The sequence below is a fragment of the Bradyrhizobium lablabi genome (assembly GCF_900141755.1).
GTDB lineage: Bacteria > Pseudomonadota > Alphaproteobacteria > Rhizobiales > Xanthobacteraceae > Bradyrhizobium > Bradyrhizobium lablabi_A.
Genome location: NZ_LT670844.1, coordinates 6844106 through 6870885 on the forward strand (window position 1 = coordinate 6844106; position 26780 = coordinate 6870885).

Here is a 26780-nt window from a genome sequence, read left to right on the forward strand (position 1 = left end):
TATGGCCCTCGACATCTCTGCCTGGTCGATTCGCAAGCCGATTCCGCCGTTGGTGTTCTTTGTCGTCTTGATCGTGCTCGGCGTGGTCAGCCTGCAGACCCTGCCGATCACGCAGATGCCCAACATCGACATCCCCATCGTCACCATCACCATCACCCAGACGGGTGCTGCGCCGAGCGAGTTAGAAACGCAGGTCACGAAGAGCGTCGAGAATGCGGCGTCCGGGGTCGTAGGGGTCAAGCACATAACGTCGAGCATCTCTGATGGGGTGTCCGTCACGACAGTCGAATTTCAATTGGAGACACCGGCCGATCGTGCGGTGAATGACGTCCGCAACGCGATGGCGAACATCCGGTCGGAGCTGCCGCAGAGCATCGAGGAACCCTCGATACAGCGGGTCGAGGTCGAAGGGATGGCGATCGTCACCTATGCAGCGTCGATTCACTCGCAGACGGCTGAGCAGGTGTCCTGGTTCGTCGACGACGTCATCGCGGGGACGCTGCAGGGCGTTCGCGGCGTCGCGCAGGTCAAGCGCGCGGGCGGCGTCGACCGTGAAATCCGGGTATCGCTGCTGCTCGACCGGCTGATGGCGCTTGGCATCACCGCGCCGGACGTGAATGAGCAGCTGCGAGCCACGAATGTCGATCTCGCCGGCGGGCGCGGCGAAGTGGGGTCGCAAGAGCAAACCATACGGATGCTCGCGGGCGCCGCGACGGTCGAGGAACTGGCCAATCGCACGATCGTGCTGCCGGGTGGTCGAAAGACCAGGTTGAAGGAGATTGCCACGGTCACCGATGGCGGGGCGGAAGCACGCAGCTTCGCCAGCCTCAATGGGCAACCGGTCGTCGCCTTTAGCATTTACCGCGCCAAAGGCTTCTCCGATGTGACGGTCGCGGAGGCCGTCGCGAACAAGCTGCAGACGCTCACGAACGATCATCCCGAGCTGTCGGTATCCGAGATTGACAGCACGGTGCGCTATACCAAGACCGACTATCGCGCCACCATGCAGACATTGGCCGAAGGCGCAATCCTGGCGGTCGTCGTCGTGCTGATTTTTCTGCGCGACCTTCGAGCGACGGCGATTTCCGTACTCGCGATACCGCTGTCGATTCTTCCGACCTTCTGGGCGATGGATATCCTCGGGTTTTCGTTGAACGCCGTCAGTCTGCTGGCGATCACGCTCGTCACCGGCATCCTGGTCGATGATGCCATTGTCGAGATCGAGAACATCGTCCGGCACATGCGCATGGGCAAATCAGCCTATCGCGCCTCGCTCCAGGCAGCGGACCAGATCGGGCTCGCGGTAGTCGCGACGACCATGACCATCGTCGCGATGTTCATGCCGGTCAGCTTCATGGGCGGCATCGCTGGCCAATATTTCAAGCAATTCGGTCTCACGGTCGCCATCGCGGTCACATTCTCTCTGTTGGTCGCGAGGCTGATAACGCCCCTGCTGGCGGCATATTTCCTGTGCCACCGTCAGCACTGCGTCGAAGGGCACGGCGTCATTATGCGGCGCTATCTCCGCATGCTCGAGTGGTCGCTTCGCCACCGCTTCATCACGCTCGCGCTGGGGGCGCTGATCTTCCTGGGCTCGATCATGATTGCAGGGTCTTTGCCGTATGGCTTCCTGCCGACCAATGACCTGTCGCGTTCGGTTCTCCTGATCGAGCTGCCCCCGGGCGCGACGATCGCGGATACCCTGGCGACCGCGGACCGCATCACTGCATTGCTCAAGGAGCGGCCCGAAGTCAGGAACGTCTATGCGGTCGGCGGCGCCGCCGGCGCCAACGGGCTAAGCGTCACCGCTGGTGAAGTACGCAAGACCACCATCATCATAGACCTCGTCGCCCGCAGCAATCGGTCGCACGACCAGAAGGCATTCGAGCGCGACATGCGTGCGACGCTCAGCGCGATCCCGGATATCCGCTACAGCTTCGGCAACGGCGGTGGCGGACGTGAATTCACGCTGATCCTCTCCGGGCCCAACGGCGCCGCTGTTGAGCAGGCGGCGCTGGCGGTGGAGCGCGAGGCCCGGCAGAAAGTATCCGTTCTCGCGAATGTCGTCTCGACTGCGGCGCTTGCCCGGCCGGAGATTCGCATCGTGCCGAGGCTTGAGGAGGCTGCTGATCTCGGAATCACCGAGGCGCAGATTGCCGAAGCTGCGCGGATTGCAACGGTAGGCGATGTATCTGCAAATCTAGCGAAGTTCTCGGTCATCGACCGCCAGGTACCAATCCGCGTGCAACTCGACGAGCGGGCTCGGGGCGATTTATCGACCCTCGATACGCTGCGCATCAAGGCTAAGAACGGCACGACCGTACCGTTGGCGACGGTCGCCGACACCGGCTTCGGCGAGGGACCGACGACCATAGAACGCTATGACCGCAAGCGTCGCGTCGCAATCGAGGCTGATCTCGTCGGAAGCGCCCCGCTCGGCGAGGCGATCGAGCAGGTGATGGCGCTGCCCTCGGCACGAAACCTGCCCGCTGGCGTGACGATCTCAAGGTTCGGCGATTCAGAAATCATGGAAGAGGTCTTTTCGAGTTTCTCGCGCGCGATCGCTGCAGGCGTGCTCATGGTCCTCGCCGTCCTCGTTCTTCTCTTCGCCGACGCGATGCAGCCGATCACCATTATCTTTTCCATGCCGCTTTCGATCGGCGGAGCATTCCTTGCGCTGCTTCTGACCGGCAATGCAATCAACCTCTCGGTCATCATCGGCTTTCTCATGCTGATGGGAATCGTGACGAAGAACGCGATCCTGCTCGTGGACTTCGCGATCACGGAAGTGGCGGGCGGCGTGGAGCGCACACAGGCATTGATCGAAGCCGGCCGCAAGCGCGCTCAACCCGTGATCATGACTACAGCAGCCATGACCGCAGGCATGGTTCCTTCTGCATTGGGAATCGGCGAAGGCGGTGCGTTCCGTTCCCCTATGGCGATCGCGCTGATTGGCGGGCTGCTGGCCTCGACCTTTCTCAGCCTTGTATTCGTGCCGGCCGCCTTTACGATCATGGACGACTTCGGTCGGATTTTGGGCAGCAAGCTTTCGCGCCTCATCGGACCGAAAAGGCGAAATGAGATGGACGGCGATGAGCCGGCCTGATCACGTGATCCTCGCCACCGCATTCATCATCGTTGAGGCGTCATGTATCGGCAGATAGCCCGCGGGGCTCAACCGGCGCAGCCAAACCCTCATGGGCTTTCGCAGCGCGTTTGCTATCATTCGCTCCACAACACCGATGCCGCCTTTACGCTTCCGCTGAGCCCCGTAACGCGATCGCGTTTGCCGCAAGCGCTCCGGTATGCAACTCAGAAACGCCAGCGCGAATTTCTCGCCGGTCGCTGGTGTGCCGAGGAAGCGCTTCAGTGTCTGGGCGCCGGTTCAACTCATATAGCTATGGCCGAGGACCGAGCACCGATCTGGCCCGACGGTGTGGTCGGCTCAATCACTCATACCGGCGACTTTGCCGCAGCGGCGGTTGCATGGGCAGCGGACATCGCCGGGGTTGGAATCGATTCGGAACAGATCATCGACCCTGCAGCGGCGCGTGACATCGCCGACGTCTGTATGGTCGATGAGGCGACGCTCTTCAAACCGGCCCACGGCCGCAGCTTTTGCGAATTCTGCACATTCGTGTTTTCAGCAAAGGAAGCCGTCTTCAAGTGTCTTTTTCCGCTCACGCGGAAATTTCTCGAATTCTCCGATGTGCGGATAACATCGCTCGACTGGAATCGAAGGTATTTCACATGGACGACCGCCAGCGAATATATCGGAACGGGGCGACTGTCGCTCGCTGACGGCTTTGTGCATACCTCGGTCGAATTGTCGTCGCTCACTACGATAGCTGAGTAGCGACACCTTGAAAACCTGCTAAGAGCGGCGATCACGAAGGTCCGCTTATGGCGGTGGTCTCAACCGGTTGACGCAACACTTTATCTTAAAGGAGAGATGGCGGTCAAGGACTTGCCCTATCATTCACGTCAGCTTGATGTCTCCAAGCAGGAGAATCGCTCACCCGAGTTTTTGGCGATTAGTCCCTCCGGCACGCTGCCGGTTCTGAAGGATGACGCTACTGTGGTGCGCGAGTCTCAGGCCATAATGTTCTACCTCGATCGCGCTTATCCGAGCGTCCCGCTCTATGGCAAAACTCCGGTCGAGGCGGGAAGGACAATGCAGGAGATATGCGAACAGCAGTCCTATGCCGAACCGGTCCTCCATCCCCTAATCGGGGCGCTGATCTTCAATCGTCAAACGACGACAGGCGAGATAACCCAAGCCAGCACACGCTTCGAAGGTTTGCTTGGTGAAATGAATGGGCGCCTGGCAGCAACGGGTTGGCTGGCCGGAGATAGTCTAAGCGCTGCTGATCTAAACCTCTACCCGCTCGTGCGAGCCGTCATAGAGGCGCACTCGACGGAGAAAGCTGCCGGCTTTGGTTTGCGGCTTCCCTCGTTAGGCCCGTTCCCCCACGTCGTCGCGTGGATGCGACGGCTCGAACCGTTCACAAGCGCCGAGAAGTAGAGCCTGTCTGGTTCGACTTCATCCCGTTCCTCGATCGGCGCTTTCAGCCACGGCTTGATCAGCCGGAGCACGTGCCGGTCCACGATGCGACGAGCCACTGATTTTAGAAGTTCGTCGTGCGGAATCGAAAGCATTCGCGTTCGCATGGCCTACTTCGGTGACAACATGAACGATTGGCTCAAACGAGGAGATTCGCCGTGCTCAGACAAGTTCGCCAACTAGCCCTTCCGACTGCCCTCGCCATGACCCTCTCCGCGGGTGCAGCCTTCGCAGATCCGCTTCCGTTACGCCCTGTCCTTACCTTGGAGGCCGCCCGAACGGTGCTGAGGGCGGCCGAGGCCAAGGCGAAGGCCGAAGGCTGGCCATGCGTGGTTGCAGTTGTCGACAGCGACGGCCTGCCGATCATCCTGGAGCGCATGGACGACGCGGCCGTTCCGGGCGGCGTTGTACTCGCGCCAGGCAAAGCCCGAACGGCGGCTCTCTTCCGCCGGCCGAGCGGGGCGCTTGAGGACGCCATCAATGGAAAGCGTCCCGCCGCCGGGACCGCGCGAGGCTTCGTCATGATGCGGGGCGGTGTACCGATCACGGTGGGCGGCCATATCGTCGGCGCGATCGGAGTGTCTGCCGATGTTCCTGAGCATGACGAGGTAATCGCAGACGCCGGTATCGCAGCGCTCACACGACGACCCTAGAGCGCCAGGAAATGCCGGCCGACTGAGCGTATAGGCGGCCGATCGTCATCGCGTGGACACGTTGAGTGAAGGTTGCGGCAATGGCTGAAGTATCGCGCAGAACGCTGATCAAAGGGACGGGCGCGCTCGGCGCGTCGATGCTACCGGCGGCTTTAGCGCCGGACGCTGCAACGGCACAAGAACACCGGGAACACAGCTCTTCTCCGACTCATTACCCTGCGGATCCCACGACTGATCCAGGGACGTCAGCGCAATCCCAGACCTATCTGTTCTTGAACGATGAGGAGGCTGCGTTCATCGAGGCCGCGGTGGCGCGCCTGATCCCAAAAGATGAGCAGTGGGCGGGTGCATTGGAGGCTGGTGTCCCGAACTACATCGACAAGCAATTGGCCGGTGCGTGGGGCGCGGGCGAGCGACTCTATCGCAACGGTCCGTGGCAGCCCGGAACGCCGAGCCAAGGTTATCAGCTTCCATTCACGCCGGCGGAACTGTTCCGAACCGCGCTGGGCGCAATCAACAAGGAACTGTCGCAAACCGATCGCCCCTTGGCGAAAATGAACCCTGACGAGTGGGACAGCTATCTAAGGTCTCTCGAGGCGGGTGAAAAGAATCTCGGCGGCGTGCCCTCGGACGTGTTCTTCGCGCACCTCTGGCAATGCGCGCTCGAAGGCTTTTTCAGCGACCCGGTCTATGGCGGCAACCGAGACATGGCCTCATGGCGGATGATCGGTTTCCCTGGCGCCTACGCATCATATTACGACCTGGTCGACCAGCATGGGATCAAGATCGATCGGCGGCCGACGAGCCTCGGCGAAGACGTCCACGGGCATGTCCACATGAATCCTGGCATCCCGGCGCGCTTGCCATAACCAGAGCGGACTCACAAATGGTAGAACGTCTGAAACCAGTTGATGTGGTTACGATTGGCGTTGGCCTCACCGGCTCGCTTGCGGCGCTTGAGCTTGCGAAGGCGGGACTGAAGGTGGTCGGGCTCGAACGAGGGGCTCCACGTCACACGGTGCCGGATTTCCAATCACCCACGATTCACGACGAGCTGCGCTTTTCGATCCGCAAAGGGATGATGCAGGACAACGTCAAGGAGGCGGTGACATTTCGCAACAGTTCCGACCAGACGGCGCTTCCGGTCCGTCGCTGGGAGAGCTTTCTGCCTGGAACTGGCTTAGGCGGCTCGTTTGTGCACTGGAACGGCCAGAGCTTCCGCTTCCAGATCGCCGATTTCATATACAAGAAGCATCTCGAGCAGCGCTATGGGAAGAAATTTCTCGAAGCGTGTGGTCCGGAGCTGACGATCCAGGATTGGGGCGTTACCTATGAGGAGCTTGAGCCGTACTACGATCGTTTTGAGTATCTCTTAGGCGTGAGCGGCAAGGCCGGGAACATCAAGGGGCAGATCCAGCCGGGCGGCAATCCCTTCGAAGCGCCGCGCGCGCGGGAATATCCGAACCCGCCGATGAAGGAGCCTTATTTCGGGGCTCTGTTCCGGAAAGGCGCGACTGATCTCGGTTATCACCCTTACCCGCAGCCGTCGTCGAATTTGAGTCAGCCCTATATCAACCCAGAGGGCCTGAGCCTCCAGCAGTGCGTATTCTGCGGATTCTGCGAGCGCTATGCCTGCGAGCACTTCGCGAAGGCAAGTCCGCAGACGGTCATCCTGCCGGCTCTGCTCAATAGATCAAACTATGAGCTGCGAACGAACTGTCAGGTCCTGCGCATCAATCTGGACTCAACTCGTAAGAAGGCAACCGGCGTCACGTACTCCGACGCCTCGGGTACCGAGTATGAGCAACCCGCCGATCTCGTGCTGATCACGGCGTTCCCGCTCAACAATGTGCGCATGCTGCTGCTCTCGGGCATTGGCAAGCCGTACGATCCCAAGACCGGCGAGGGCGTCGTCGGACGCAATTACACCTATCAGACCATCGGCGGACCCACGGTCTTCATGGACGAGGGCATCAACATCAATGCGTTCATGGCATCGGGCTCTGCCGGGACGATGATCGACGATTTCAGCGGCGACAATTTCGATCACTCGCAGCTGGGATTCATCGGCGGCCAGTACGTCGGCGCGATCATGACCGGTGGCCGCCCGATCGAGTTTCATCCGACCCCGCCCGGAACCCCGACATGGGGTCTCGACTGGAAGCGGGCGGTCGTACGACATTACAACCACACCGTAGTGATCAACCAGCACGGCACATCGACAGCGAGCCGGCTCAACTACCTGGATCTCGATCCGACCTACAAGGACGCCTGGGGGCAGCCGCTGCTGCGCATGACCTTCGACTTTCCGGACAACGACATCCGGATGTCGCAGTATATCGCCGACAAGGTCGTGGAGATCGGCCGCGCCATGGGCGGCAAGACCGTTGTTCGCGGCGGTACCACGCGGCCCTACACCACGACGGTTTATCAAACCACGCACTGCGCCGGCGGGGCCGTCATGGGAGACGATCCCAAGACCAGCGTCGTCAACCGCTATCTGCAGTGCTGGGACGTGCACAACGTGTTCAGCATCGGGGGCTCTGCGTTCCCCCAGAACGGGACCTACAATTACAGCGTGACCATCGGCGCGCTGACGTATTGGGCGCTCGACGCGATCAAGAATCGATACCTGAAGTCGCCGGGACCGTTGGTGCAGGCATGACGACTCGACACCGTTTTCTGCGCGCTGCGACGGCCGTCATGACCATCAAATTCGGTGTGGTCGGGCTCGCGCACGCGCAGGGCACGCCGCGCCAACCCGATGTCGAGCACGGGGCGGTCATCGCCGCGCAAGGTGCGGCAGCCGGCGCACCGGCTTGCGCGCAGTGCCACGCTTTCAACGGCAGTTCCGATGGCAGCGGCGCGTTTCCGCGGCTCGCTGGCCAGTCGACTTACTATCTTACGCAGCAACTCCGCGACTTCACCTCGGGTGTCCGAGCAAATGCTATCATGTCGCCGATCGCGAAGGGGCTGTCGCCTGATGATGCCGCCGACGTGGCCGCCTACTACGCCGGCGTCAACGCTCCCTTCTTGCCGCTGGCGAGCGCGGCCCCCGCGCTCATCCAACGCGGTCAGCAACTCGCCAAAGTGGGCAGCGTGGCCAAGAACGTTCAAGCTTGCGACAATTGCCATGGGCCGGGCGGCGTTGGCATTCCGCCGGCGATCCCGTATCTCGCAGGTCAATATGCTCAATACATCGCCTTCGAACTCAAGATGTGGCAGCACGGCTACCGCAGGAACAGCCCCGAAACAATGTTCTTGATCGCGACGAAACTCGACGATCAGGATATCGCGGCGCTCGCCGCCTATTACCAGCAGGTCCGCGTGTCGGCGAAGACCGCGGCGTCGAAATAGGAAATGGATTGATGCCCGGCATTGTCGACGATAGCTCCACCGCCGGTTCGGCCGAGCACGTATCGGCGCCGATCGGATCGGACGCGGCGGCAGAAACGCTCAGGCACGGGCCGCGTGGCGCATTCTTCGTGGCCGGCATCTCGACGGCGCTGCTCTTCCTGGGTTGGCTCGCGTTCTATTTCCTCCTGTTCATGCCGCGAGGCTCCGTTGGCTGAGAGTGCACCCAACCCGATGCAGCGCCCGCTTCCGGATGGAATCGTTCCGGAGGAAGAGGTCGCTCGGACCGAGAATCGCTGGCTCATCGTCATGGGCGGAATTCTTGGTGTGATGATGGCCGTCGTTGTGGCGACCGGGGTCACCAACGCGCTTCACCCTCCCAGCAATGTGGAGACCGTCGATCCGACGACCTTGCATCTCGGCGGCGAATTCGCCGAAAGCAATCTCGGCACCGCGGCGGAGCCCGACGGCTCGGTCACGGTCCGGCTGATCGGCGAGCAGTACGCCTTCGTGCCGGACTGCGTACGGGTTCCGGTCGATACGCCGGTCAAATTCCGCATCACCAGCACCGATGTCATCCACGGCTTCCTGCTTCCCTCGACCAACGTGAACACGATGGTGATGCCGGGTTTCATCGCCGAGGTGCGGACGACATTCAGTCGAGCCGGCGTCTACAATATGCCGTGCCATGAATTCTGTGGTGATGGCCATCACGGCATGTTGGCACACGTCAATGTTGTCCCCAGAGAACAGTTTCCGCAGTTGGCTGCGCTTGAAAGGACGAGCTGTGCAAAATAGTAGTCGTCTGGCCCTGTATCACTATTGGGTCGCCTTTGCCGTCTTTTTGCCCGCCGTGGTACTGGGCGCCTGGCAGATGCTGATGCGCAGCCCGCTGCCGGCGCCGCTCGACGACCCGAATGCCTATTACACTTCGGTGACGCTGCACGGGACAGCGATGGCCTATGTGGTCACGACGTTCTTTGCGATGGGTTTCGGCTATGCCGTGACGGCGACGAGCCTGGGTCGTCCCATTCGAGGCACGATGGCGGCGTGGATCGGCTTCAGCATTTGCTTGATCGGCACCCTGATGGTTGTCGTCATCGTTCTCACAGGTCGCGCTTCGGTGCTCTATACCTTCTATCCTCCACTGCTCGGGAGCGCGTGGTATTACTTCGGCACCCTGTTGCTGGTCGGCGGCTCGATGATCTGGGTCGTGCTGATGATCTACAACATGGCCGCATGGAAGCGCGACAATCCGGCTCAACCGGTGCCGCTACCGATGTTTGCGATTACCGCGACGGCTCTGCTCTGGGCATGGGCGGCGAGCGGTATGATCCTCGAGCTTCTGGGTGTCATCCTCCCACGGGCCCTGGGCCTGACCACGCAAATCGACGCGGGCCTCGCGCGCACATTATTCGCCGTGACGCTGCATGCCATCGTCTATTTCTGGCTGATGCCAGCCTATATCGCCTTCTATTCGCTGGTCCCGCAAGCGGCGGGCGGACGCCTGTACAGCGACATGATGGGACGGCTCACCTTCATCATGTTCCTCGTTTTCTCGCTGCCAGTGGGGATGCACCATCTCCTCGCAGATCCGGAGCACGGCTCGGGCTTCAAGTTCCTGCAATCTTTCTTCACGTTCTTTGTCGCTCTGCCAACGCTGCTGACCGTCTTCTCGATTTGCGCCAGCCTGGAGATCGCTGGCCGCGCACGCGGCGGCCGCGGGCTCCTGGGCTGGATCCCGGCACTGCCGTGGAAGGAACCGATGGTGCTCGCTGTCGCACTATCGCTCGTGATGCTCGGTCTCGGCGGGTTCGGCGGCCTCATCAACATGAGCTACGCCATGAACACCATGATCCACAACACGTCCTGGGTGACGGCGCATTTCCACCTTATCTTCGGCGGTGCCACCGTGATCATGTATTTCGCGATCGCTTACGAGATGTGGCCGCGCATCACCGGTAGACCGCTGCGTTCCAAGGCGTTGGCATGCTGGCAGCTCTGGCTGTGGTTCTGGGGCATGATGATTGCCACGATCCCGTGGCACATTACCGGGTTGATGGGACAGCCGCGGCGCGTTGCCATCTTCGATTACAGCGACCCATTCGTCGCCCGCATGGGCCCACTAGTCATTATATCGGTCATCGGCGGCCTGATCCTGCTCCTGTCCGCGATCCTTCTTATTGTCATTCTCGTGCGGTCGCAGGTTGGTGAGAAGCGGCTCTCGACGCCGTTACACTACGCGCTTGCGGTGAATCCGCCCAAGCAAGTTCCCGCATCGTTGAACGGCTTTGCGCTGTGGAACGCGATCCTGCTGGTGTTGATGGTAGTCGCCTACGGCTATCCGATCGGCCAGTTCTTCATCCTGAAATCGTCGGTTCCCGCCTACGAGGTGACACGTCAGTCCATCAACCCAGGTGTGCGGTGATGGCGCGCGACCAAGATGCATTCAAGCTTGAAAATCCCTGGCCACTAATCGGCTGGGTGTCGGCGGCGGGACTGGTTGTCATCTCGGTGCTACTCGGCTTCGTCGTGCTGGGTCGCTACCAGCAAAACGATCCTACCCTCGATATTTGGGGAGCAATCTGCCGTAGCCTCGGCATCACCGCCGATAGCGGACCGGCGGCAGAGACAAAACCGCCCTTGCGCACACCGACCCAGATCGCCTGGACCAGCAGCACGCTTGAGCAGATTGCGGCCGGCAACGCGCAGCATGGCGCGTTCATCGCATTGAATTGTTCGGCCTGCCATGGCCAATCGGGCGTGAGCTCGTCGAGCCTGATCCCGACTCTCGCCGGAATGGATGCCGCTGTGATCTTCAAGCAGCTCGACGACTATCGCTCGGGCAAGCGCCCCTGGGGAGTCATGGGGGCGATAGCGAAAGCGCTCTCCGCTCAAGACTCGGCCGACGTTGCCGCTTATTTTGCCGCCCAGGCGGGCGGGCTGCCGGCGCTGAGCGGAAACCGAGTTCCCGAGTCGGGTCGCAGCTTATGGGAACGCGACCCGGCGAAGCGCTTGGTTTTTGCCGGCGATCCGCAACGTGGCATCCCGCCATGCTCCGCCTGTCACGGTCCCGGGGGTTTTAAAATCGGAGTTCCGGCACTGCAGGGGCAGCATGCCGCTTACCTCGAACGGCAGCTCGCGGCCTTCGCCCAAGGAATTCGCCAGAATGACATCTATGAGCAGATGCGAGCGGCCGCCAAGCAGCTCACGCCCGACGAAATGCATGCGCTCGCCGCCTTCTACGGCACGGGTGCCAGCACCGGACCAGCGGAGGGCCTTCCCTCGCGGTAACACGGGCGATGGTTGCCGTGTCCGCGCCTGAGCCGTAAAGCATCGTCATGCGGATATCCGTTGCGCTTGGAATTGTTCTCGCGGGACTCGCGCTCCCGACATAGAATGTGGCCGCACAATTTATCGAAAAGAAAGTGCCCACCTTGGCGGCGGCACAGAGAATCTCATTGCATTTTCATCGGAGATCGAGCGTGTTCGTTGCGTTTGGGAGCAGTCCTTTTTGGTGCGGCGCTCGTCTCGTTGGGCTTAGACATATTGCCCGAATGTTGTGGTGTCGGGTCATAGACGCGTATGCTGAGGCGCGGCTCGCGCCAAGCAGCATGGCCCGTCATCCGATCATGACCGTCCCGTGCTATTTTCCATGAAGGGCCGCTTCTGGCGCAAAGCGGACATTCGCCGAAACGTTGATGTCTGCCTGGTGCCAGAAACAGACATCACCACGCCTTATGGCTCGGACTCGCGCAACCAAAAGAAGAGCCGCCTCTTGGCTCTCGAATGACTGTCACCTATCTTGGATAGGCTCTTAGCTAGAACGGCTGCGAGCCCGTCTTGGCCCACTCCTTGGGAAGCGGCAAGATGCAAAAGATGTTTTTGCAGATATTGTTGTCTTTGACGCTGACGAGCGTGGGGATGAGCCTTCCGGCCCGCGCTGATGAGCGCGCGGCTCCCCAAATACGTGAAGAAATCTGGGCGCTTCCGCTTCCCACGCCCATCCTCGCCTATCTGGTTCGACCGATCGAAATTGGACCGTTTCCGCTGGTGATAATGAATCACGGCGTTTCGCTCGATCCACGGGAAAGGAGTTTCTTTCCACTGATCGAATTCCGCGACGCGGCGCTTTGGCTGGCACGTCGCGGCTATATGGTGGTCGCGCCGCTCCGCCCGGGATACGGAGCCGGCGCGCTCGATATTCCCGAGCGCGGCATTTATTCATTGTTCCTGTCGAACATCGGAAACTGCGCCAATCCCAATTTCCGTGATCCGGGACTTGCGATCGCAACGCTCGACAACTGGATCATCGACTTCATGGCCGGCCAGAAGCTGATCGTGCCAAACGATGTGGTGGTTGTCGGTCAATCGGGGGGCGGTTGGGGAGCCATTGCTCTGTCCAGCCTGAACCCCCCGGCGGTCCGCGCAATGATCGTCTTTGCCGGCGGTCGCGGCGGACATCTCGAGGGGAAGCCGAACAACAATTGCGCTCCTGACAAGCTCGTCGAGGCGACAGGCGAGTTCGGACGCACATCCCGTATTCCGATGCTCTGGATTTATTCGCAGAACGACACTTTTTTCGGGCCCAGGCTGTCGAAGCGAATGTATGAAGCCTTCACCGCCGCCGGTGGAAATGCCGAATATCATCTGTTGCCGGCCTTTGGGAGCGACGGTCACTTCATGGTGGACTCGAGGGATGCCACTCAAATTTGGACACCATTGGTGAGCGAATTTCTAGACAAACACAGACGATGACCGCAGCAAGGGCTTCTTGGAGAAACCAGATGAATAAACAGGGCTCGCGGTTGGGTTTGTTTTCACAGTCCTGTCGATCAACAGCAATCTTGGCGCTTCTCTCGCTGGCGCCGGTGACAATCGCCCAGGCGCAGCAGGTGCGCCCGCCCGATACCTCGACACCCGGGAAGGCTCCAGACGTGGAGATCAGACCGCGTGGACAGCAGATGCCGAGAGACGTCAAATACTCTGCATGGCGCAAGCTTTGCTTCAAGGTTCCCAACGCGAAGATGCTCTGCAGGACGACCATCAACGGTATGTGGGATACAGGTCAGATCGCTGTCAGGGTGGACCTGATCGAACGCGAAGGCGATGGCGGGGCGCGGGTGCAGATTTACCTGCCCGTTGGATTGTATCTGCAGCCCGGTGTAAAGTTGACGGTGGATAGCGGGCCTCCTTTTTGGGTTCCCTATGTCTGGTGTCTCACCAACGCTTGCGTGGCAGCAACTCTGGCGGAGCCGGAACTGATCCGTGAAATGGAGGGCGGTCGGTTGCTTACACTCGAGGTCGTCGACTCGAACATTCTGACCGTTGCAAGCTCGATGCCACTGGATAACTTCGCGACGGTTCGCAACGGGGCACCGGCCCAGATCTTCCAGCAATCTCTGGATAACGAGTAGCGCTTTTTGGGTAGGGTACGTCGGGCTCGGATGCAACAACTTGCGGCAGAGTTGGATCACTTGCCCAATGCCACCGAAATCATCGAAATTGTGGCTGCTCCAATGAGACATGCCAGAGCGAACGTCGCTCACGCATCCTTCGCGGCGGAATGATATCGATAGGCGCAGACGGCGGCGTTGCTTCGCCGCTGCTAGAGGTCGAGGGGCTGAGCCGCCTTCGATTATTGACGAGGCGATGTCCGAGACGGGGTCAAAAGCTGACCTGGAAGGAAGGTCCGCTTCTGGCGCAAAGCGGACATCAACCAAAACATCGTCGCCAGCTAAGTACCAAATTGCAGACACTCTGCAGTGTGAACGAGAGGACATGAATTTCGGTTTCTTCGTGCAGCAACTTGCCGAGTTTTTTTCGCAATGCACTTAGCGCGCCGTCCCTTAGACCCTGCCCGAAAAAGCCGAAGGGCGACATCTAGCCAACAACGAGGGCGCACCATTTAAGCAAAGGCCGGTCTCGCGCTGGCCTTTCACATTCGTGCAAAAATTTCGAAGTTACCGGCGATAAATCGCTGCGGCATTTTTGTGATGCGGCAAATGCCAAGAGAAAGCCGCCACAATGGCAAACTTCCGACACACGATAACGGCGAATAGGGGAGATCCGACATGACGCATGCGCGAAGGCAAATACCGATACCGGTTTTGCTGTCGTGCGCATATTCAAAGGGGCCTTCGTGTCGAACAAACTCTTCCCGTCGATCCTGGCCGCCTGCGCGCTGTTTGCCTTCCCTGCTTTGGCTCAGACCGGCGCTGCGCCCAAGGCGGCCGCCTCAGCCACGAACAAGGCCGATGTGCTGACGCCCGATCAGGCGAAGCGGGCGCTCGATACGCTTCAGGACGACAAGAAGCGCGCGCAGATGATCGATACGCTGCGCGCTATCGCCAATGCCTCACCGCAGGCGCAAACCGCGCCACCCGCGCCCGGACCGCAACCCGCGATTCCACTGACGGCGGATAGCCTTGGCGCACAGCTCTTGCTGACGGTGTCCGAGCAGGTCGGCGAGATCTCGCACGAGATCGCCGATATGGCGCGGACGCTGACGAACTTTCCAGCGTTCTACTTCTGGATCGTGCGAACCGCCAACGATCCGTCCGCTTATAATCAGTTGCTCGATATCGCTTGGAAACTGGCGTTGGTGTTCGGTTGCGCTTTCGCCGCCGAATGGTTGATGTTCCGTATCATCAAGCGCCCGGTGGCGCTGCTGGAAGCGCGTCTTCCGCAAACGGCGCGTGCCTCCGCTCAGACGCTGGCTATGGTCGATCCGCCATCCTCCGCGACGGATGTAATCGTTGAGCCCGAACTGCATCAACGGCGCCTCAGCCTGGCGCGCGCCTGGCAGTCGCTGGTCAGACTGCCGTTCGTGTTGGGACGTCTCGCGCTCGAGCTGCTCCCGGTGCTCGTCTTTGTCGGTGTCGCCACGATGTTGTTGGGCACCCAGATCGGCGATCTCGCAATTGCGCGGCTGGTGATCTTTGCGGTCGTGAATGCCTACGCGCTGTCGCGCGGGCTGATCTGTGTCGTCCGGGCGTTGGCGGGACCTTTCGGTCTGTTTCGCGTTCGCGCCGAGACGGCGGCCTATATCGAGGTATGGGCGCGGCGCATCGTTACCGTCGCAGTTTCAGGCATCGCCTTTGCGAATGTGGCACTGCTACTGGGCTTGTATCGCGCCGGCTACGCGGCGGTGCTGCATCTGGTGGTGCTGATCGTGCATCTCTTTATCGTCGTCATCATCCTGCAGTGTCGCCGCCAAGTCGCCCAAGCCATTCGCGCGCCGGCCGGCCGCGAGGGCATAGCGGCCAGGGTGCGCGATCGCGTCGCCGGCCTGTGGCACTATCTTGCGATCGCTTTGGACCTCGCACTATGGGCTGTGTGGGCGCTGAATATCCCCAACGGTTACTCGCTGCTGCTGCAGTATTTTGTCGGGACCATTGCGGTCGCTCTGATCACGCGTCTCACCACCATCGTGGTGCTGAGCCTGATCGATCGAGGGTTCCGTATCAGCCCGGATATCCTGCACCGCTTCCCTGGCCTGGAAACCCGCGCCAATCGCTATCTGCCGCTACTGCGCAAAATCGTCTCGGCTATCATCGCTTTCATCGGCTTCGTTGCACTGCTTGAAGTCTGGGGTGTGGATGCCATCGTCTGGTTCTACGGCGGCCAGATCGGTAGCCGGTTGTTGTCGGCGATAGTGACGATCGGCATCGCCGCGCTTGCGGCGGCGGCGATCTGGGAGGCAAGCAACGCGCTGATGGATCGCCAGCTCAATGTGCTGTCGCGCGACGGTCACTTCGCGCGTGCAGCGCGACTGCGTACCTTTCAGCCGATGCTGCGAACGGCGCTGCTGTGCTTGATCGTCACGGTGGTTGGTTTGACGGCGTTGAGCGAAATCGGCGTCAACGTTGCGCCGTTGCTGGCCGGCGCCGGGATCGTCGGTATCGCCGTCGGCTTCGGCTCGCAGAAACTAGTGCAGGACCTCATTACCGGGCTGTTTCTCTTGCTGGAAAATACCGTCCAGGTCGGTGACAATGTCAGTGTGTCCGGCCTGACCGGGACAGTCGAGAATGTTTCGATCCGCACCATTCGTCTGCGGGCCGGCGACGGCTCGGTGCACATCGTTCCTTTCAGCGCCGTGACGACGATCACCAATTCAAGCCGTGGTGCCGGTAATGCGGCCGTCAGCGTGAACGTTTCCTACAAGGAAGATACCGACCGCGCCGGCCAGTTACTCAAGGATATCGTCGCTGAAATGCGTCGCGAGCCCGAATACCGGCAAGCGATCCGAGGCGATCTCGAATTGTGGGGCGTCGACAAGGTGGACGGCTCGATGGCGTCGATCGTCGGCCAGATTCGCTGTACCGACAGCGGTCGCTGGCCAGTGCAGCGCGAATTCAACCGCCGCATGAAGCGACGATTCCAGGAGTGCGGAATCGAAATCGCATCCGCAGGTCAAACCATTCTGATGCAGATTCCCGCGCCGGCCGACGTAGCCTCGAATTCGATCCCGCGACGGGCGGCTGGCTAGTCGCAAATTGCACCTTCATGGTGAGGAGGCGCGCATCGGCAGCTCGCGTGCGCTGTCCGGTGCGCCGTCTCGAACCATGAGCTGCACACCCTCATCCTTCGAGACGCGGCGAAGTCGCCGCTCCTCTTAGGTGCTGCGGCCCAGCCAGCAGTGGCCGGCGCCGTCCTAACAGGTTCAGTCGATTGTGAATTAGTGCAAAAGTTTGCGCGTTCGTGCGGAAAAGCCGCGAGCGAGCGCGGGGCCTGTGGACGTTTCCAGCCCGGGCTTACCTCTCAAAGTCGAGAAGAGTCAGCTAGTGGAACGGGACCGGCCTGAACGGTTGTAGCCTGTGCCGTCGCGGTCACTCAGGCGGGTCGATTGATACGGAGCGCAGAGCAGCATCAGGAAGAGTGCCCTATCAGCCTTGTATTTGGCAGCGGGTCGGCTGCTTTCCGTACCGTGCATAACGAGCTGCCCTTCCGTCGTGCACACGCACCACCTCCATACGCGGCCGCGCTTTTTCAAGAGCGGTTCAAAAACAGGAAATTGATCCGGCATTGCGATCGTTCATTAGTCGTCTGGTCTTGTGTCGTTCGTCGCAGGTTCAAGGTTTACAGCAAGTCCGGCAAAATTGCATGAAAATCGGCGATGATCTAATAGGTTTGTGTCCTTATCCCGAGGTGTCGGCGCAACGTAGAGTGTGCTCTTGTGATGCGGAGCATCTTCCAAGAAAAAACAATTTGAAACTTAAAACAGTCGGGTGTAGTTCTTCTCCCCATGGGGTCGGGCTCTCTTGGGATTCGACGGTCTCCCAGACCGCCACAATCTAAACTTTATCGTATCTTTCAATCCAACCAGAGCTTGAAGCGGGAAAGCGCTTGCTTCCGTTTCCAATTCGACTTTAGTCAGTATCAAAATGTCATTCAATTCCAACAAGATCGCGCTCTTCATCGATGGCGCCAATCTCTACGCAACCGCCAAGACGCTCGGCTTCGACATCGATTACAAGCGCCTACTCAAGGAATTCCAGAGCCGCGGGACGCTGCTGCGGGCGTTCTACTACACCGCCATCATCGAAGATCAGGAATATTCGTCGATCCGCCCCTTGATCGACTGGCTCGATTACAACGGCTACACCGTCGTCACCAAGGCGACCAAGGAATTCATCGATGCCTCTGGCCGCCGCAAGGTGAAGGGCAACATGGATATCGAACTCGCGGTCGATGCCATGGAACTCGCCGAGCATGTCGATCAGATCGTGCTGTTCTCCGGCGACGGCGATTTCCGCTCGCTGGTCGAGGCGGTGCAGCGCCGCGGCGTCCGGGTGACCGTGGTCTCGACGATTTCAAGCCAGCCGCCGATGATCGCCGACGAGTTGCGGCGCCAGGCCGACGCCTTCACTGATTTGGTGGAACTACAATCCAAGCTCGGTCGCGATCCGTCCGAGCGTCCGGCCCCGCGCGAGCCGCGTCACCACGCGCCGCAATTCCTGCAGCGCGCGACCACCAGCGCACCACGGGGCGAAGACGGCGACCTCGATGATTGAGCGGTTGGCCTTGGAGACGAGGGGAACGAGCAGCATGCCCATCTTCGTTCGTAAAAGCAATCAGAGCAGCTGTTGAACTACGGCGCGAGCGCCGCTTCGGACGAAAGCTGGCCGTTCGGGAATGGCCGCTGTTGGGGCGCAAAGCGGACATTCGCAATGGCACCGACGCCGGAAAGGCGGACCCTAAAAAGCTGAGGTGTCGCTCAGCCGCGACACCAATGGTCGTCGAAGCGCGCTCGGAATCACCATGCCGGGGGCCGCGATATTGAACGCGGCCCCCGATCAAGGCTCGTTGAGTTTATTCGGCCGCAATCGTGTGCACGGTCCCGCCTTGGCCTTGGCTCGTGAACACGAAGCCCTCGTAGCCCTTCTCCGCGACCTCCGCGCACTTTCTGCGGTATCCGCCGACGCCCTCCGGCCCGAGATAGGGCAAGAATCGACGCGGCTTACCTTCTATGTTGGCGCCCATGTACCAGGAATTGGTGCCGGGCATCAGGGTCGAATTCACGACCTCGGCGACGTGGGCGCCCCATTCGTCCTGCGCCTGCGGGCTCGCCTCAATCGTTGTAAGCTTGTTCCTTCGCATGTGGGCGATGCATTCGGTGATCCACTCGACATGCTGCTCTATCGAGACCGGCATGTTCGACAGCACCGAGGGGCTCTGCGGGCCGGTGATCGTGAACAGGTTGGGGTAGCCGGCGATCGCCAGGCCGAGATAGGTCTGCGGGCCGTCCTCCCACTCCTGCGCCAGCGCCCTGCCATCGCGCCCGTTGATGCCGAGGTTCTTCAGCGGGCCGGTCATCGCGTCGAAGCCGGTGGCGATGACGATGATGTCGAGCGGATACTCCTTGCCACCCGCCCGAATGCCATTCGGCGTGATCTCCTCGATTGGACCATCGGTGCTCGCATCCACCAGCGCCACGTTCTTCTTGTTGAAGGTCTCAAAATAGTTGGTGTCCAACGGTTGGCGCTTGGTGCCGTAGGGGTAAGTCTTGGGGGTCAACTTCTCCGCGGTCACCGGGTCATTGACGACCGAGCGGATCTTGCGCTTGAGGTAGTCGGCAATGACATCGTTCGCCTCCTTGGAGAAGAACATGTCCTGATAGTTGGCCAGCCAAAAGGCGAAGCCTCCGGCGTCCCACATCTTGTCGAACTCCTGCTCGCGCTCCTCGGGCGTCGTTTCGAGCACCGCCTTCGGTATGAAGTTCAGCTCGAAGCCGAAGAAGGAATCCTTGATGCGCTGGCGGACTCCATCGTAATCGGCCTTGCGCGCCTTGGTCACTTCGGGATCGACACGGCCGTTGCGTGCAGGCACACAGAAGTTCGGCGTACGCTGGAACACCGTGAGGTGCTTCGCCTGCTGCGCGATCTCCGGGATCGCCTGCACCGCGGTGGCCCCTGTGCCGATGATGCCGACACGCTTGGCGGTGAAGTCGACGCCATCATGCGGCCACTGGCTCGTGTGGTAGCACTTGCCCTTAAAGGAGCTCAGCCCCTTGATCGGCGGCATGTTGGCGGTCGACAGGGCACCGACGGCCGGGATGACGAAGCGCGCCCTGACGGCATCGCCTTTGTCGGTGCGCACGGTCCACAGCTCGGTGTCGTCATCGAAGACGACTTCGACGACGCGCTTGCCGAACTGGATGTCCGGCTTCAGGTCGAAGCGCTCGGCGCAGTGCTCGAGGTAGCGCAGGATCTCGTCCTGCTCCGGATAGCGCTCGGACCAGTTCCATTCCTGCAACAGGTTCTTGTCGAAGGTATAACAGTAGATGTAGCTGTCGGAGTCGCAGCGTGCGCCGGGATAGCGATTCCAGTACCAGGTGCCGCCGACGCCGTCGCCGGCCTCGAACACGGTGACGTTGAGGTCAAGCTTGTCGCGCAGCGAATGCAGCATGTACATGCCGGAGAATCCGGCGCCGATGATGACGGCATCGAAGTCGGCTTTCGCGCCAGCCGTCTGGGGTTGGCCTTGCACATTCGTCATGACTTTCCTCCCGTTGTGAGCACGCACTTTTGGTTCAGTCGTCTTGTCGCCATGCGCGGGCGCCGGCCTGCGCGAACAGCAGACAAGTGGCGGCACCATCGCAAAGCACGCGCTCACGACGCCTTCGCTCCATTAAATCTGGAAAGCGTAGGCGCCGTGGCGCAGGTAGGCCACGCTCGCCCGGCATTAAGCCGCGGCGCGGGCCTCGCTGGTCGCATAGGCGGCCGTCTCGAATTCCAGGTAGCCGCCGAACGAAGTCGGGTCGCCGAACGGCAGGATCTGCGTCGCCCAGTACCCGCCGAACCCGTTCTTGCGGTCGATCCAGTAGAACGTGTTGGCGAGCCCGGCCCAGCCGATCGCTCCGGCCGGTCGACCGGTTGGCGCGTCCTCGTCATTCACCATGAACGTGAAGCACCAGGATTTCTTCAGGCCGGGGAAGAACTCAGCATCGTTCGACAGCGTCGGAATGACGCCGGGCAGCATCGTGACGGTCTGGTGCGCCTGCAGGCCGTTGCGGACAGCGGACTCGACCGTTTCTTTCTTGAGCACGCGTCCGTGCGGTCCTGCCCCGTCGTTCAGCCACATGCGGATGAATTTCATGTACTCGCCGATCGAGCCATAGAGACCGTGGCCGCCCATGTGGACTTCCGGATCAGGCGGCAGTTGCATGTCGGGAAGGGGAGTCAGCGATCCGTCGGCTTCGCGCTGGTGGATGGTCGCGAGGCGCGCACGCATAGAGGGGTTCAGCGAAAAGGCGATGTCCTCCATGCCGAGCGGCGTAAAGATCCGCTCCCTCATCACCTCGCCAAGGCGATTGCCGCGGATGCTTTCGACGACCTGGCCGGCCCAGTCGATGTTGCTGCCATATTCCCATTTGTCGCCGGGATCGAACAATAGCGGCGTCATCAGTGATGCCTTCGAGCAGGTCACCACGCTCGGTTGGCCGCGCTCCTGCGCCAGGCGCAAGTAATTGGCGTTGAAGAAATCGTAGCCAAGGCCAGCGGTGTGCAGCATCAGCATGCGGGTGGTGACGTCGCGCTTCGGCGCTCGCAGTTTCGGATTGCCCTTGGCGTCGAACCCGTCGAGTACCTCGAGCTTGCCGATGTCGGGTACGTAGTTTTTGGCCGGGGCATCCAGGTCGAGCCTGCCTTCCTCGACGCATTGCAGGACGGCCGTGCCGGTGATGGCCTTTGTGGTCGAGAAGATGGCGAAGACAGTATCGGTCGTGATTGCCTGGCGGCCGCCAAGGCTGCGCTCGCCGGCTGAACCTTCGTAAATGTTGGCCGAGCGATCCGTGATCATCGCCACCACGCCGGGAACGCGGTCCTTGCCAGTCACGACTTTTTGCAAAATCCCGTCACATGCGCTTTTCAAGTTGCTACCCATAGACGTTTCTCCCGTTGCCAAGTTTGATCACATGCTTCTCGGCAGCCTGCTGGCGGTTCGCGCAGAATGACGTAAGCCGTCGCAACGTATTGAAGTCGGGTATCGGTCTGATTGTCCCGATGACGGTTGCGCGAACGAAGATCCCGCCGCAGTCCTAGCAGCAATAGCGACTGGAGTTTTGATCATTGGGTAGCTCCAGGTCAGCATCGCATTTCGACCGAGCGCTCGGAGCGTAGACCGTTTTCTTGTGATCGGCCATGAATTTCCACCCGTGATTTTTTTGCACAGGCGGGTCAGCGATGCTGACACTTGATCCACCCCCTGAAACGTATCGTTGGCACTTTGCGCCCGCTCTCTCGCTGCACTTAGCGACGAAGTTCGGCGACGATTTCCTCTTGTGGGATTTTTCGGATGTAACCAACTGGCCGCGGATGTCCGGTCAGCGCAAAGCGGACGTTCTCCTAAGCACTGACGTTAAGTAAGTGCCATCAAAAGACATCGACCTAATCCCGCCTGCCATCCCTTCCGGCCGCGAAGATGCATTAACGGTTGGAAAGGCGCACGTTTGCGGGTTCTGCTGCCTGGCCGGAGCAGCCGAAACCGCAATGGATTCATGGACAGGGAATGCCAGCGCCTGTTAGATTTCACGGAAACAGGTTCCGGCGGCAACCGTGAGCGATTTCTCGTTGTCTTTTGGGCCTTTACGTCTTAGCCCGAAACGCCGTGTTCAGTCCCGGGACGGCAAGTTGGTACGCCTCGGCAGCCGCGCCCTGGATTCCTGATCGCGCGTGGAAAATGGAAGAGAGCACACCAGCATGGAAGATTTGCTCAAGCGCGTTTGGCATGGGAATAATCGGAAGCAATGAAGCCGTCACTTTTCCTCTACTTCTCACTTGCTATTTGCTGCTGTCCTACGTTCGCCCAAGCAGAATCCCCCGCTGACATGATCTCGAGCTATCGCGTTCAGCATGGGGAGCGGCGGGTAGTCATGGATTCGACGCTCACGCGTATTGCGCACGAGCAAGCCGAGGCGATGGCGGCAAAGGACAAGCTCGACCACGACGTGCTCAGCGGCTTCACCTCGCGGGTCAATTCGACCGGCGCGGGCCGAGCCGCAGAGAACATCGCCTATGGCTACGACAGCTTCCCAAAGACGCTTAGCCAGTGGATTGATTCAGCGGGGCACCGAAGAAACCTTCTCTTGCACGGCGCCTCGCGAGTGGGTGTAGCCAGCGCGAAAAGCGCGACAACAGGGCGTACGTATTGGGCGATGGAGATTGCAGGGGACTATGAACGTCTCAAGTTGACGACCGGTACGAAGCAAGCAGCTGTTGCAAAGCCCAAAGCTCCCACAAGGGAAACCTGCCGCTTGAAGATTCTGAGTATCTGCCTGTGATGTAGGGCTTTTCGAGTCCACCTTCCGGCTTGGCTCATTTCGCGAAAAGGTCGTGTTGTCCGCGTTCTCGCCAATCGGTGGCCCGCCGTTTTTCAGGCCATCACCTCTACCAGCCTTCGTTCTGTTCGTCGAAGCGCTGCACCACAGCGGTAAAAATCATTAACGACCGCATGTGGCGCAAAGCGAACGTTCGCTACAAGCACGCTAGTGTCACCCCGGGCAGCTTCCATAACTTCTGGTCGGCGCATGACAACAACCCTTGGCCTCTAGCTCCAGTTAGCAAATTGGCATCGGGCACGAGGGAGGGAACTATCGATAGCCAGCGGCTTGCAATTCGAAGAGTTCTGAATAGCGGCCCGGTTGCGCCATCAGCTGATCATGTGTGCCAGCGGCTTCGACCATGCCGTCGGCGAGGACGAGAATGCGGTCGGCCATGCGAACACTGGAAAAACGATGCGAAATCAGGACGGCCGTTTTGCCGTCACTGAGTTCCTTGAAGCGCTTGAATACTTCAAACTCGGAGCGAGCATCCAACGCCGCCGTCGGTTCGTCGAGGATCAGTACGGCGGCTTCGCGCATATAGGCGCGGGCGATCGCGATTTTTTGCCATTCCCCACCGGAAAGCTCGACTCCGTTCTTGAACCGTTTGCCGATCATCTGCTGATAGCCAGTCGGCAGTCTGCTGATCACCTCGTCGGCTTGGCTGCGCCTCGCCGCGCGTTCGATGCGGGCGTGGTCGCTGCGGGCGGCAATTTTACCCACCGCGATATTGTCGCCTGCGCTGAGATTGTAGCGAACAAAATCCTGGAAGATGACGCCCATATTCCCGCGTAACGCGTTGAGATCATATTCGCGCAGGTCGTGGCCATCGAGCAGGATGCGGCCTTCGTCCGGATCGTAGAGACGAGTGAGAAGTTTGACCAATGTGGTCTTTCCTGCACCATTTTCTCCGACCAGTGCGAGTACTTCGCCGGCGTGCAGCGTGAAGCTAAGGTGTCGCACGGCCCATCGGTCGGCGTCGGGATAGCTGAATCCGACATCTTCAAAAACGAAGCCTCGACGAATCGGCTGCGGGAAGGGACGCGGATTGTCCGGCGACAGGATTTCCGGCCTGACCTCAAAGAAGGAGAATAGGTCGTTGAGGTAGAGCGCCTGACTCGCCGTCGTCGAGAAGCTGGTCAGAAGCCCTTCGAAAAGGGTGCGCAGACGCCTGAAGGAACCCGCCAGAAACGTGAGGTCGCCGATCGAGAACTCGCCCGCCAGCGTGCGCCACGCGATATACGCATAGGCCAGATAGTAGCCGACGGTACCGATCGCTGTGAACATGCCGCCCCAGCCGGCGCGCCGGATCGCCAGCCTACGATTTGCCGCGTAAAAATCGGTAGCAAGGCGGACGTAACGATCAATCAGGAAGCCGTTGAGGCCGAAGATTTTCACTTCTTTGGCGGTTTCGACGCTGGCGGCGGTCTGCCTTACATAGTCAAGTTCGCGTCGCTCCGGAGTGCGAACGAAATCAAGCGAATAGCTTTGCGCATTAAAATGCGCCTCTCCGACGAACGCTGGGATCAAGGCCAGGAGTAACAGGGCAATAAGCCAAGGCGCATAGAAAATGAATCCGGCGACAAAACTCGCTACCGTGACAATGTCTTGGGCTTGACCGAGTAGTTGGCCCATCAGCGTCATTCTTCCGCTGGTCTGTCGACGCGCGCGTTCGAGCTGGTCCTGAAATTCGGAGTCCTCGAAATCTTCCAGATCGAGCGTAGCTGCGTGCTCCATCAATCGGACGCTTGAGGAATTCGTCACGCGTTCCGAAAGCAGACTGTCGACCAATGACACGATGCGTCCGAGAATGTCCGCTAACACGGCCAACGCGAATTCGGCAATTAGAAGGAGTCCCAACCAGTCGAGGAGGCCGCCGTCTAGCCACTGCCGGAGCGTCTCGGGTTTATGCGGCGTCTGCACCAACAGCACCACTTGATCAACGATCAGTTTGCCGACAAAGAGGGTGATGACTGGAAGTAGCGCCCGCAACAGCCGCAACACAAGCGACGCTGCTGTCAATTGTGGACTGGTGCGCCAGACCATGACAATGAAGGGACGCAGGTTCTTAAGCGCCCCGACTCGCTCCTTGAGGGATTTGCTAGTCGCTGTGAACGGCCGTTGTGGCGTTCGGCCAAAAGACCCCGACGCGTTTCGGCCGCCATCGCTGTACTGCCGCGGCATCCAAAGCGCTCCTAAGTTCGTTGAAGGGGGCTTGAGTTGATCATCGCTATGAAAACGTTCGAGGCTTCTGGCCGATAGTTGGATTCGTCCGTCCGATTCCCGATCGTCGTTTGTGATCCCGCTGGGCGAGGGGCTCACGCTGTTTGACGCGTTGGCTCGTCCGTCCGGGTCGCCGGGAACTGCCCACTTCAACAACTCGGTTTAGGCCCTTTCTAATCAATGTAACCTTGGAATGTCCAATCAAAGGACAGTTGGCGAGCGGAGGATCCGATGCCGCAACGTTATCCTCGAATATCGATGAGCCACAAGGCGCACCGAGCCACGCTGGCGCGCGACGCCTTGTTACCGACAATGCACGGACTTCAGGAATACATCAGCTCTGGCGGCCTAATTTCGTATGGCGCAGGGATCGAAGATCGGTTCAGCCGCGCTGGAGATTATGTTGACGTTTCCTAATTCGAACCTGCCAGGTGTTCAGGTGCGATTTTCGTCGGCAAGGCGAGGACTGATGCTGGGCCGGGTGCGACATTTCAATTCGTTCTGCCGTTGCATCAAGAGGATGCGTAGTGACTCAGCCTCCCCAACTCATCGCATGAACCAGCGAGCGCCAAGGAACCGATTGTCTTCGTTTCCGACGACGACGCGCGCCCTCCGCGTCGCTCTATCGCAACGTATAATTATTGCGACAGAAGCGGTCACCTAAAAGGCATTCGTGACCGACTGGGATGCCGCGTCTCGTCGGCGATTCTGACGAGACGCATGAACAGATTGCAGCGAAGCGCAAGGGCCGAAACCAGGTGTGGCCGCCGCTTGCAGCGCCGAGTGATGCCTCGAACGTCGAGCAGATATCGTTTCGGGATCGCGCCTGAATTCTCGCCGCTCCAAGACCGATTGCCCTCCTTCCGCAACGCGGCGTCGTTCTCGCCCGGACGACCGCTTCTGGCGTGCGCCGTGCAAAGGCGGCGCTTTCCAGTGGGTGCAAGCCCCACCCGGCAATCGCTCCAGCCGGAAGCAATCGGAGCAGTCATGGAGGTAACGAAGTGGCTGAAGCCTTCGATTAGCGTGTCGCGAATTGGCGACAGCGCGAGTGTGCAGGCCGCAACGCGAGTAAACGCTGAGCAAGCCTCGAAAAGGTCGATGTGCAGGCCGACCCGACTGCCATATCGGGGAAGGCTGATACGGCTAGGTGAACGAGCGAAGATTA

19 protein-coding genes are annotated in these 26780 nt (G+C 60.2%); 16 read left to right on the top strand and 3 right to left on the bottom strand.

From position 1 onward, the window contains the following. Position 1 precedes the first annotated feature (1 nt). The 15 genes from B5526_RS31740 (at position 2) to B5526_RS31810 (ending at position 18587) form a co-directional block, all read left to right on the top strand. Positions 2–3106 carry an efflux RND transporter permease subunit gene (locus B5526_RS31740; protein ID WP_079543677.1) on the top strand — a complete coding sequence of 1035 codons (3105 nt, stop codon included), beginning with the start codon at positions 2–4 and terminating at the stop codon, positions 3104–3106. A gap of 42 nt (positions 3107–3148) precedes the next feature. After that, on the top strand, positions 3149–3856 hold the full coding sequence (locus B5526_RS31745) for a 4'-phosphopantetheinyl transferase family protein (protein WP_079543678.1): 708 nt from the start codon (positions 3149–3151) through the stop codon (positions 3854–3856). A gap of 96 nt (positions 3857–3952) precedes the next feature. After that, a complete protein-coding gene (locus B5526_RS31750) occupies positions 3953–4525 on the top strand; it encodes a glutathione S-transferase family protein (RefSeq protein ID WP_079543679.1) in 573 nt (190 codons plus the stop codon). A 197-nt stretch (positions 4526–4722) separates the two neighbouring features. After that, positions 4723–5217, top strand: a complete 495-nt coding sequence (locus B5526_RS31755; RefSeq protein WP_244562108.1) for a GlcG/HbpS family heme-binding protein — start codon at positions 4723–4725, stop codon at positions 5215–5217. A gap of 80 nt (positions 5218–5297) precedes the next feature. Next, complete coding sequence (locus B5526_RS31760) at positions 5298–6086, top strand: gluconate 2-dehydrogenase subunit 3 family protein (RefSeq protein ID WP_197688381.1); 789 nt, start codon at positions 5298–5300, stop codon at positions 6084–6086. 17 nt (positions 6087–6103) lie between these two features. After that, on the top strand, positions 6104–7882 hold the full coding sequence (locus tag B5526_RS31765; protein WP_079543680.1) for a GMC family oxidoreductase: 1779 nt from the start codon (positions 6104–6106) through the stop codon (positions 7880–7882). A 38-nt stretch (positions 7883–7920) separates the two neighbouring features. Beyond that, complete coding sequence (locus tag B5526_RS31770; RefSeq protein ID WP_172842161.1) at positions 7921–8574, top strand: c-type cytochrome; 654 nt, start codon at positions 7921–7923, stop codon at positions 8572–8574. An 11-nt stretch (positions 8575–8585) separates the two neighbouring features. Further along, positions 8586–8789: a hypothetical protein gene (locus B5526_RS31775; protein ID WP_079543682.1), complete on the top strand. Its 204-nt coding sequence runs from the start codon at positions 8586–8588 to the stop codon at positions 8787–8789. A 112-nt stretch (positions 8790–8901) separates the two neighbouring features. Next, positions 8902–9369, top strand: coding sequence for a cytochrome C oxidase subunit II (locus B5526_RS31780; RefSeq protein WP_244562418.1), 468 nt, complete (start codon positions 8902–8904; stop codon positions 9367–9369). Next, entirely contained in the window at positions 9359–10999 is a 1641-nt protein-coding gene (locus tag B5526_RS31785; RefSeq protein WP_079543684.1) for a cbb3-type cytochrome c oxidase subunit I, read from the top strand. The genes B5526_RS31780 and B5526_RS31785 overlap by 11 nt, the downstream gene beginning before the upstream one ends. Continuing rightward, on the top strand, positions 10999–11865 hold the full coding sequence (locus B5526_RS31790) for a c-type cytochrome (RefSeq protein ID WP_079543685.1): 867 nt from the start codon (positions 10999–11001) through the stop codon (positions 11863–11865). The genes B5526_RS31785 and B5526_RS31790 overlap by 1 nt, the downstream gene beginning before the upstream one ends. A 585-nt stretch (positions 11866–12450) precedes the next feature. Beyond that, positions 12451–13329 carry a dienelactone hydrolase family protein gene (locus tag B5526_RS31795; protein ID WP_079545673.1) on the top strand — a complete coding sequence of 293 codons (879 nt, stop codon included), beginning with the start codon at positions 12451–12453 and terminating at the stop codon, positions 13327–13329. Between the two features lie 29 nt (positions 13330–13358). Continuing rightward, complete coding sequence (locus B5526_RS31800) at positions 13359–13988, top strand: invasion associated locus B family protein (RefSeq protein ID WP_079545675.1); 630 nt, start codon at positions 13359–13361, stop codon at positions 13986–13988. A 725-nt stretch (positions 13989–14713) separates the two neighbouring features. After that, positions 14714–17062: a mechanosensitive ion channel domain-containing protein gene (locus B5526_RS31805; protein ID WP_079545678.1), complete on the top strand. Its 2349-nt coding sequence runs from the start codon at positions 14714–14716 to the stop codon at positions 17060–17062. Between the two features lie 895 nt (positions 17063–17957). Further along, positions 17958–18587, top strand: a complete 630-nt coding sequence (locus tag B5526_RS31810) for an NYN domain-containing protein (protein ID WP_079543686.1) — start codon at positions 17958–17960, stop codon at positions 18585–18587. A gap of 298 nt (positions 18588–18885) precedes the next feature. Here B5526_RS31810 and B5526_RS31815 read toward each other — a convergent pair whose 3' ends face one another. Beyond that, complete coding sequence (locus B5526_RS31815) at positions 18886–20571, bottom strand: flavin-containing monooxygenase (protein ID WP_079545680.1); 1686 nt, start codon at positions 20569–20571, stop codon at positions 18886–18888. A 186-nt stretch (positions 20572–20757) separates the two neighbouring features. Further along, positions 20758–21957 (bottom strand): serine hydrolase domain-containing protein, encoded by a 1200-nt coding sequence (locus tag B5526_RS31820; protein WP_079543687.1) that lies wholly within the window; start codon positions 21955–21957, stop codon positions 20758–20760. A gap of 862 nt (positions 21958–22819) precedes the next feature. Between B5526_RS31820 and B5526_RS31830 the strand changes: the two genes are divergently transcribed. Beyond that, positions 22820–23353 carry a CAP domain-containing protein gene (locus B5526_RS31830; RefSeq protein ID WP_079543689.1) on the top strand — a complete coding sequence of 178 codons (534 nt, stop codon included), beginning with the start codon at positions 22820–22822 and terminating at the stop codon, positions 23351–23353. A gap of 309 nt (positions 23354–23662) precedes the next feature. On the opposite strand, the gene B5526_RS31835 is transcribed toward B5526_RS31830, so the two are convergent. Then, positions 23663–25576 (bottom strand): ABC transporter ATP-binding protein, encoded by a 1914-nt coding sequence (locus B5526_RS31835; protein WP_079543690.1) that lies wholly within the window; start codon positions 25574–25576, stop codon positions 23663–23665. Positions 25577–26780 lie beyond the last annotated feature (1204 nt).

Excerpts from the sequence above, each read along its gene's own strand:
- B5526_RS31740 (WP_079543677.1), top strand. The coding sequence starts at position 2 with ATGGCCCTCGACATCTCTGCCTGGTCGATTCGCAAGCCGATTCCGCCG.
- B5526_RS31770 (WP_172842161.1), top strand. The coding sequence starts at position 7,921 with ATGACCATCAAATTCGGTGTGGTCGGGCTCGCGCACGCGCAGGGCACG.
- B5526_RS31780 (WP_244562418.1), top strand. The coding sequence starts at position 8,902 with ATGATGGCCGTCGTTGTGGCGACCGGGGTCACCAACGCGCTTCACCCT.
- B5526_RS31810 (WP_079543686.1), top strand. The coding sequence starts at position 17,958 with ATGTCATTCAATTCCAACAAGATCGCGCTCTTCATCGATGGCGCCAAT.
- B5526_RS31760 (WP_197688381.1), top strand. The coding sequence starts at position 5,298 with ATGGCTGAAGTATCGCGCAGAACGCTGATCAAAGGGACGGGCGCGCTC.
- B5526_RS31835 (WP_079543690.1), bottom strand. The coding sequence starts at position 25,576 with ATGCCGCGGCAGTACAGCGATGGCGGCCGAAACGCGTCGGGGTCTTTT.
- B5526_RS31800 (WP_079545675.1), top strand. The coding sequence starts at position 13,359 with ATGAATAAACAGGGCTCGCGGTTGGGTTTGTTTTCACAGTCCTGTCGA.
- B5526_RS31765 (WP_079543680.1), top strand. The coding sequence starts at position 6,104 with ATGGTAGAACGTCTGAAACCAGTTGATGTGGTTACGATTGGCGTTGGC.
- B5526_RS31745 (WP_079543678.1), top strand. The coding sequence starts at position 3,149 with ATGTATCGGCAGATAGCCCGCGGGGCTCAACCGGCGCAGCCAAACCCT.
- B5526_RS31790 (WP_079543685.1), top strand. The coding sequence starts at position 10,999 with ATGGCGCGCGACCAAGATGCATTCAAGCTTGAAAATCCCTGGCCACTA.
- B5526_RS31750 (WP_079543679.1), top strand. The coding sequence starts at position 3,953 with ATGGCGGTCAAGGACTTGCCCTATCATTCACGTCAGCTTGATGTCTCC.
- B5526_RS31775 (WP_079543682.1), top strand. The coding sequence starts at position 8,586 with ATGCCCGGCATTGTCGACGATAGCTCCACCGCCGGTTCGGCCGAGCAC.
- B5526_RS31795 (WP_079545673.1), top strand. The coding sequence starts at position 12,451 with ATGTTTTTGCAGATATTGTTGTCTTTGACGCTGACGAGCGTGGGGATG.
- B5526_RS31815 (WP_079545680.1), bottom strand. The coding sequence starts at position 20,571 with ATGACGAATGTGCAAGGCCAACCCCAGACGGCTGGCGCGAAAGCCGAC.
- B5526_RS31820 (WP_079543687.1), bottom strand. The coding sequence starts at position 21,957 with ATGGGTAGCAACTTGAAAAGCGCATGTGACGGGATTTTGCAAAAAGTC.
- B5526_RS31830 (WP_079543689.1), top strand. The coding sequence starts at position 22,820 with ATGAAGCCGTCACTTTTCCTCTACTTCTCACTTGCTATTTGCTGCTGT.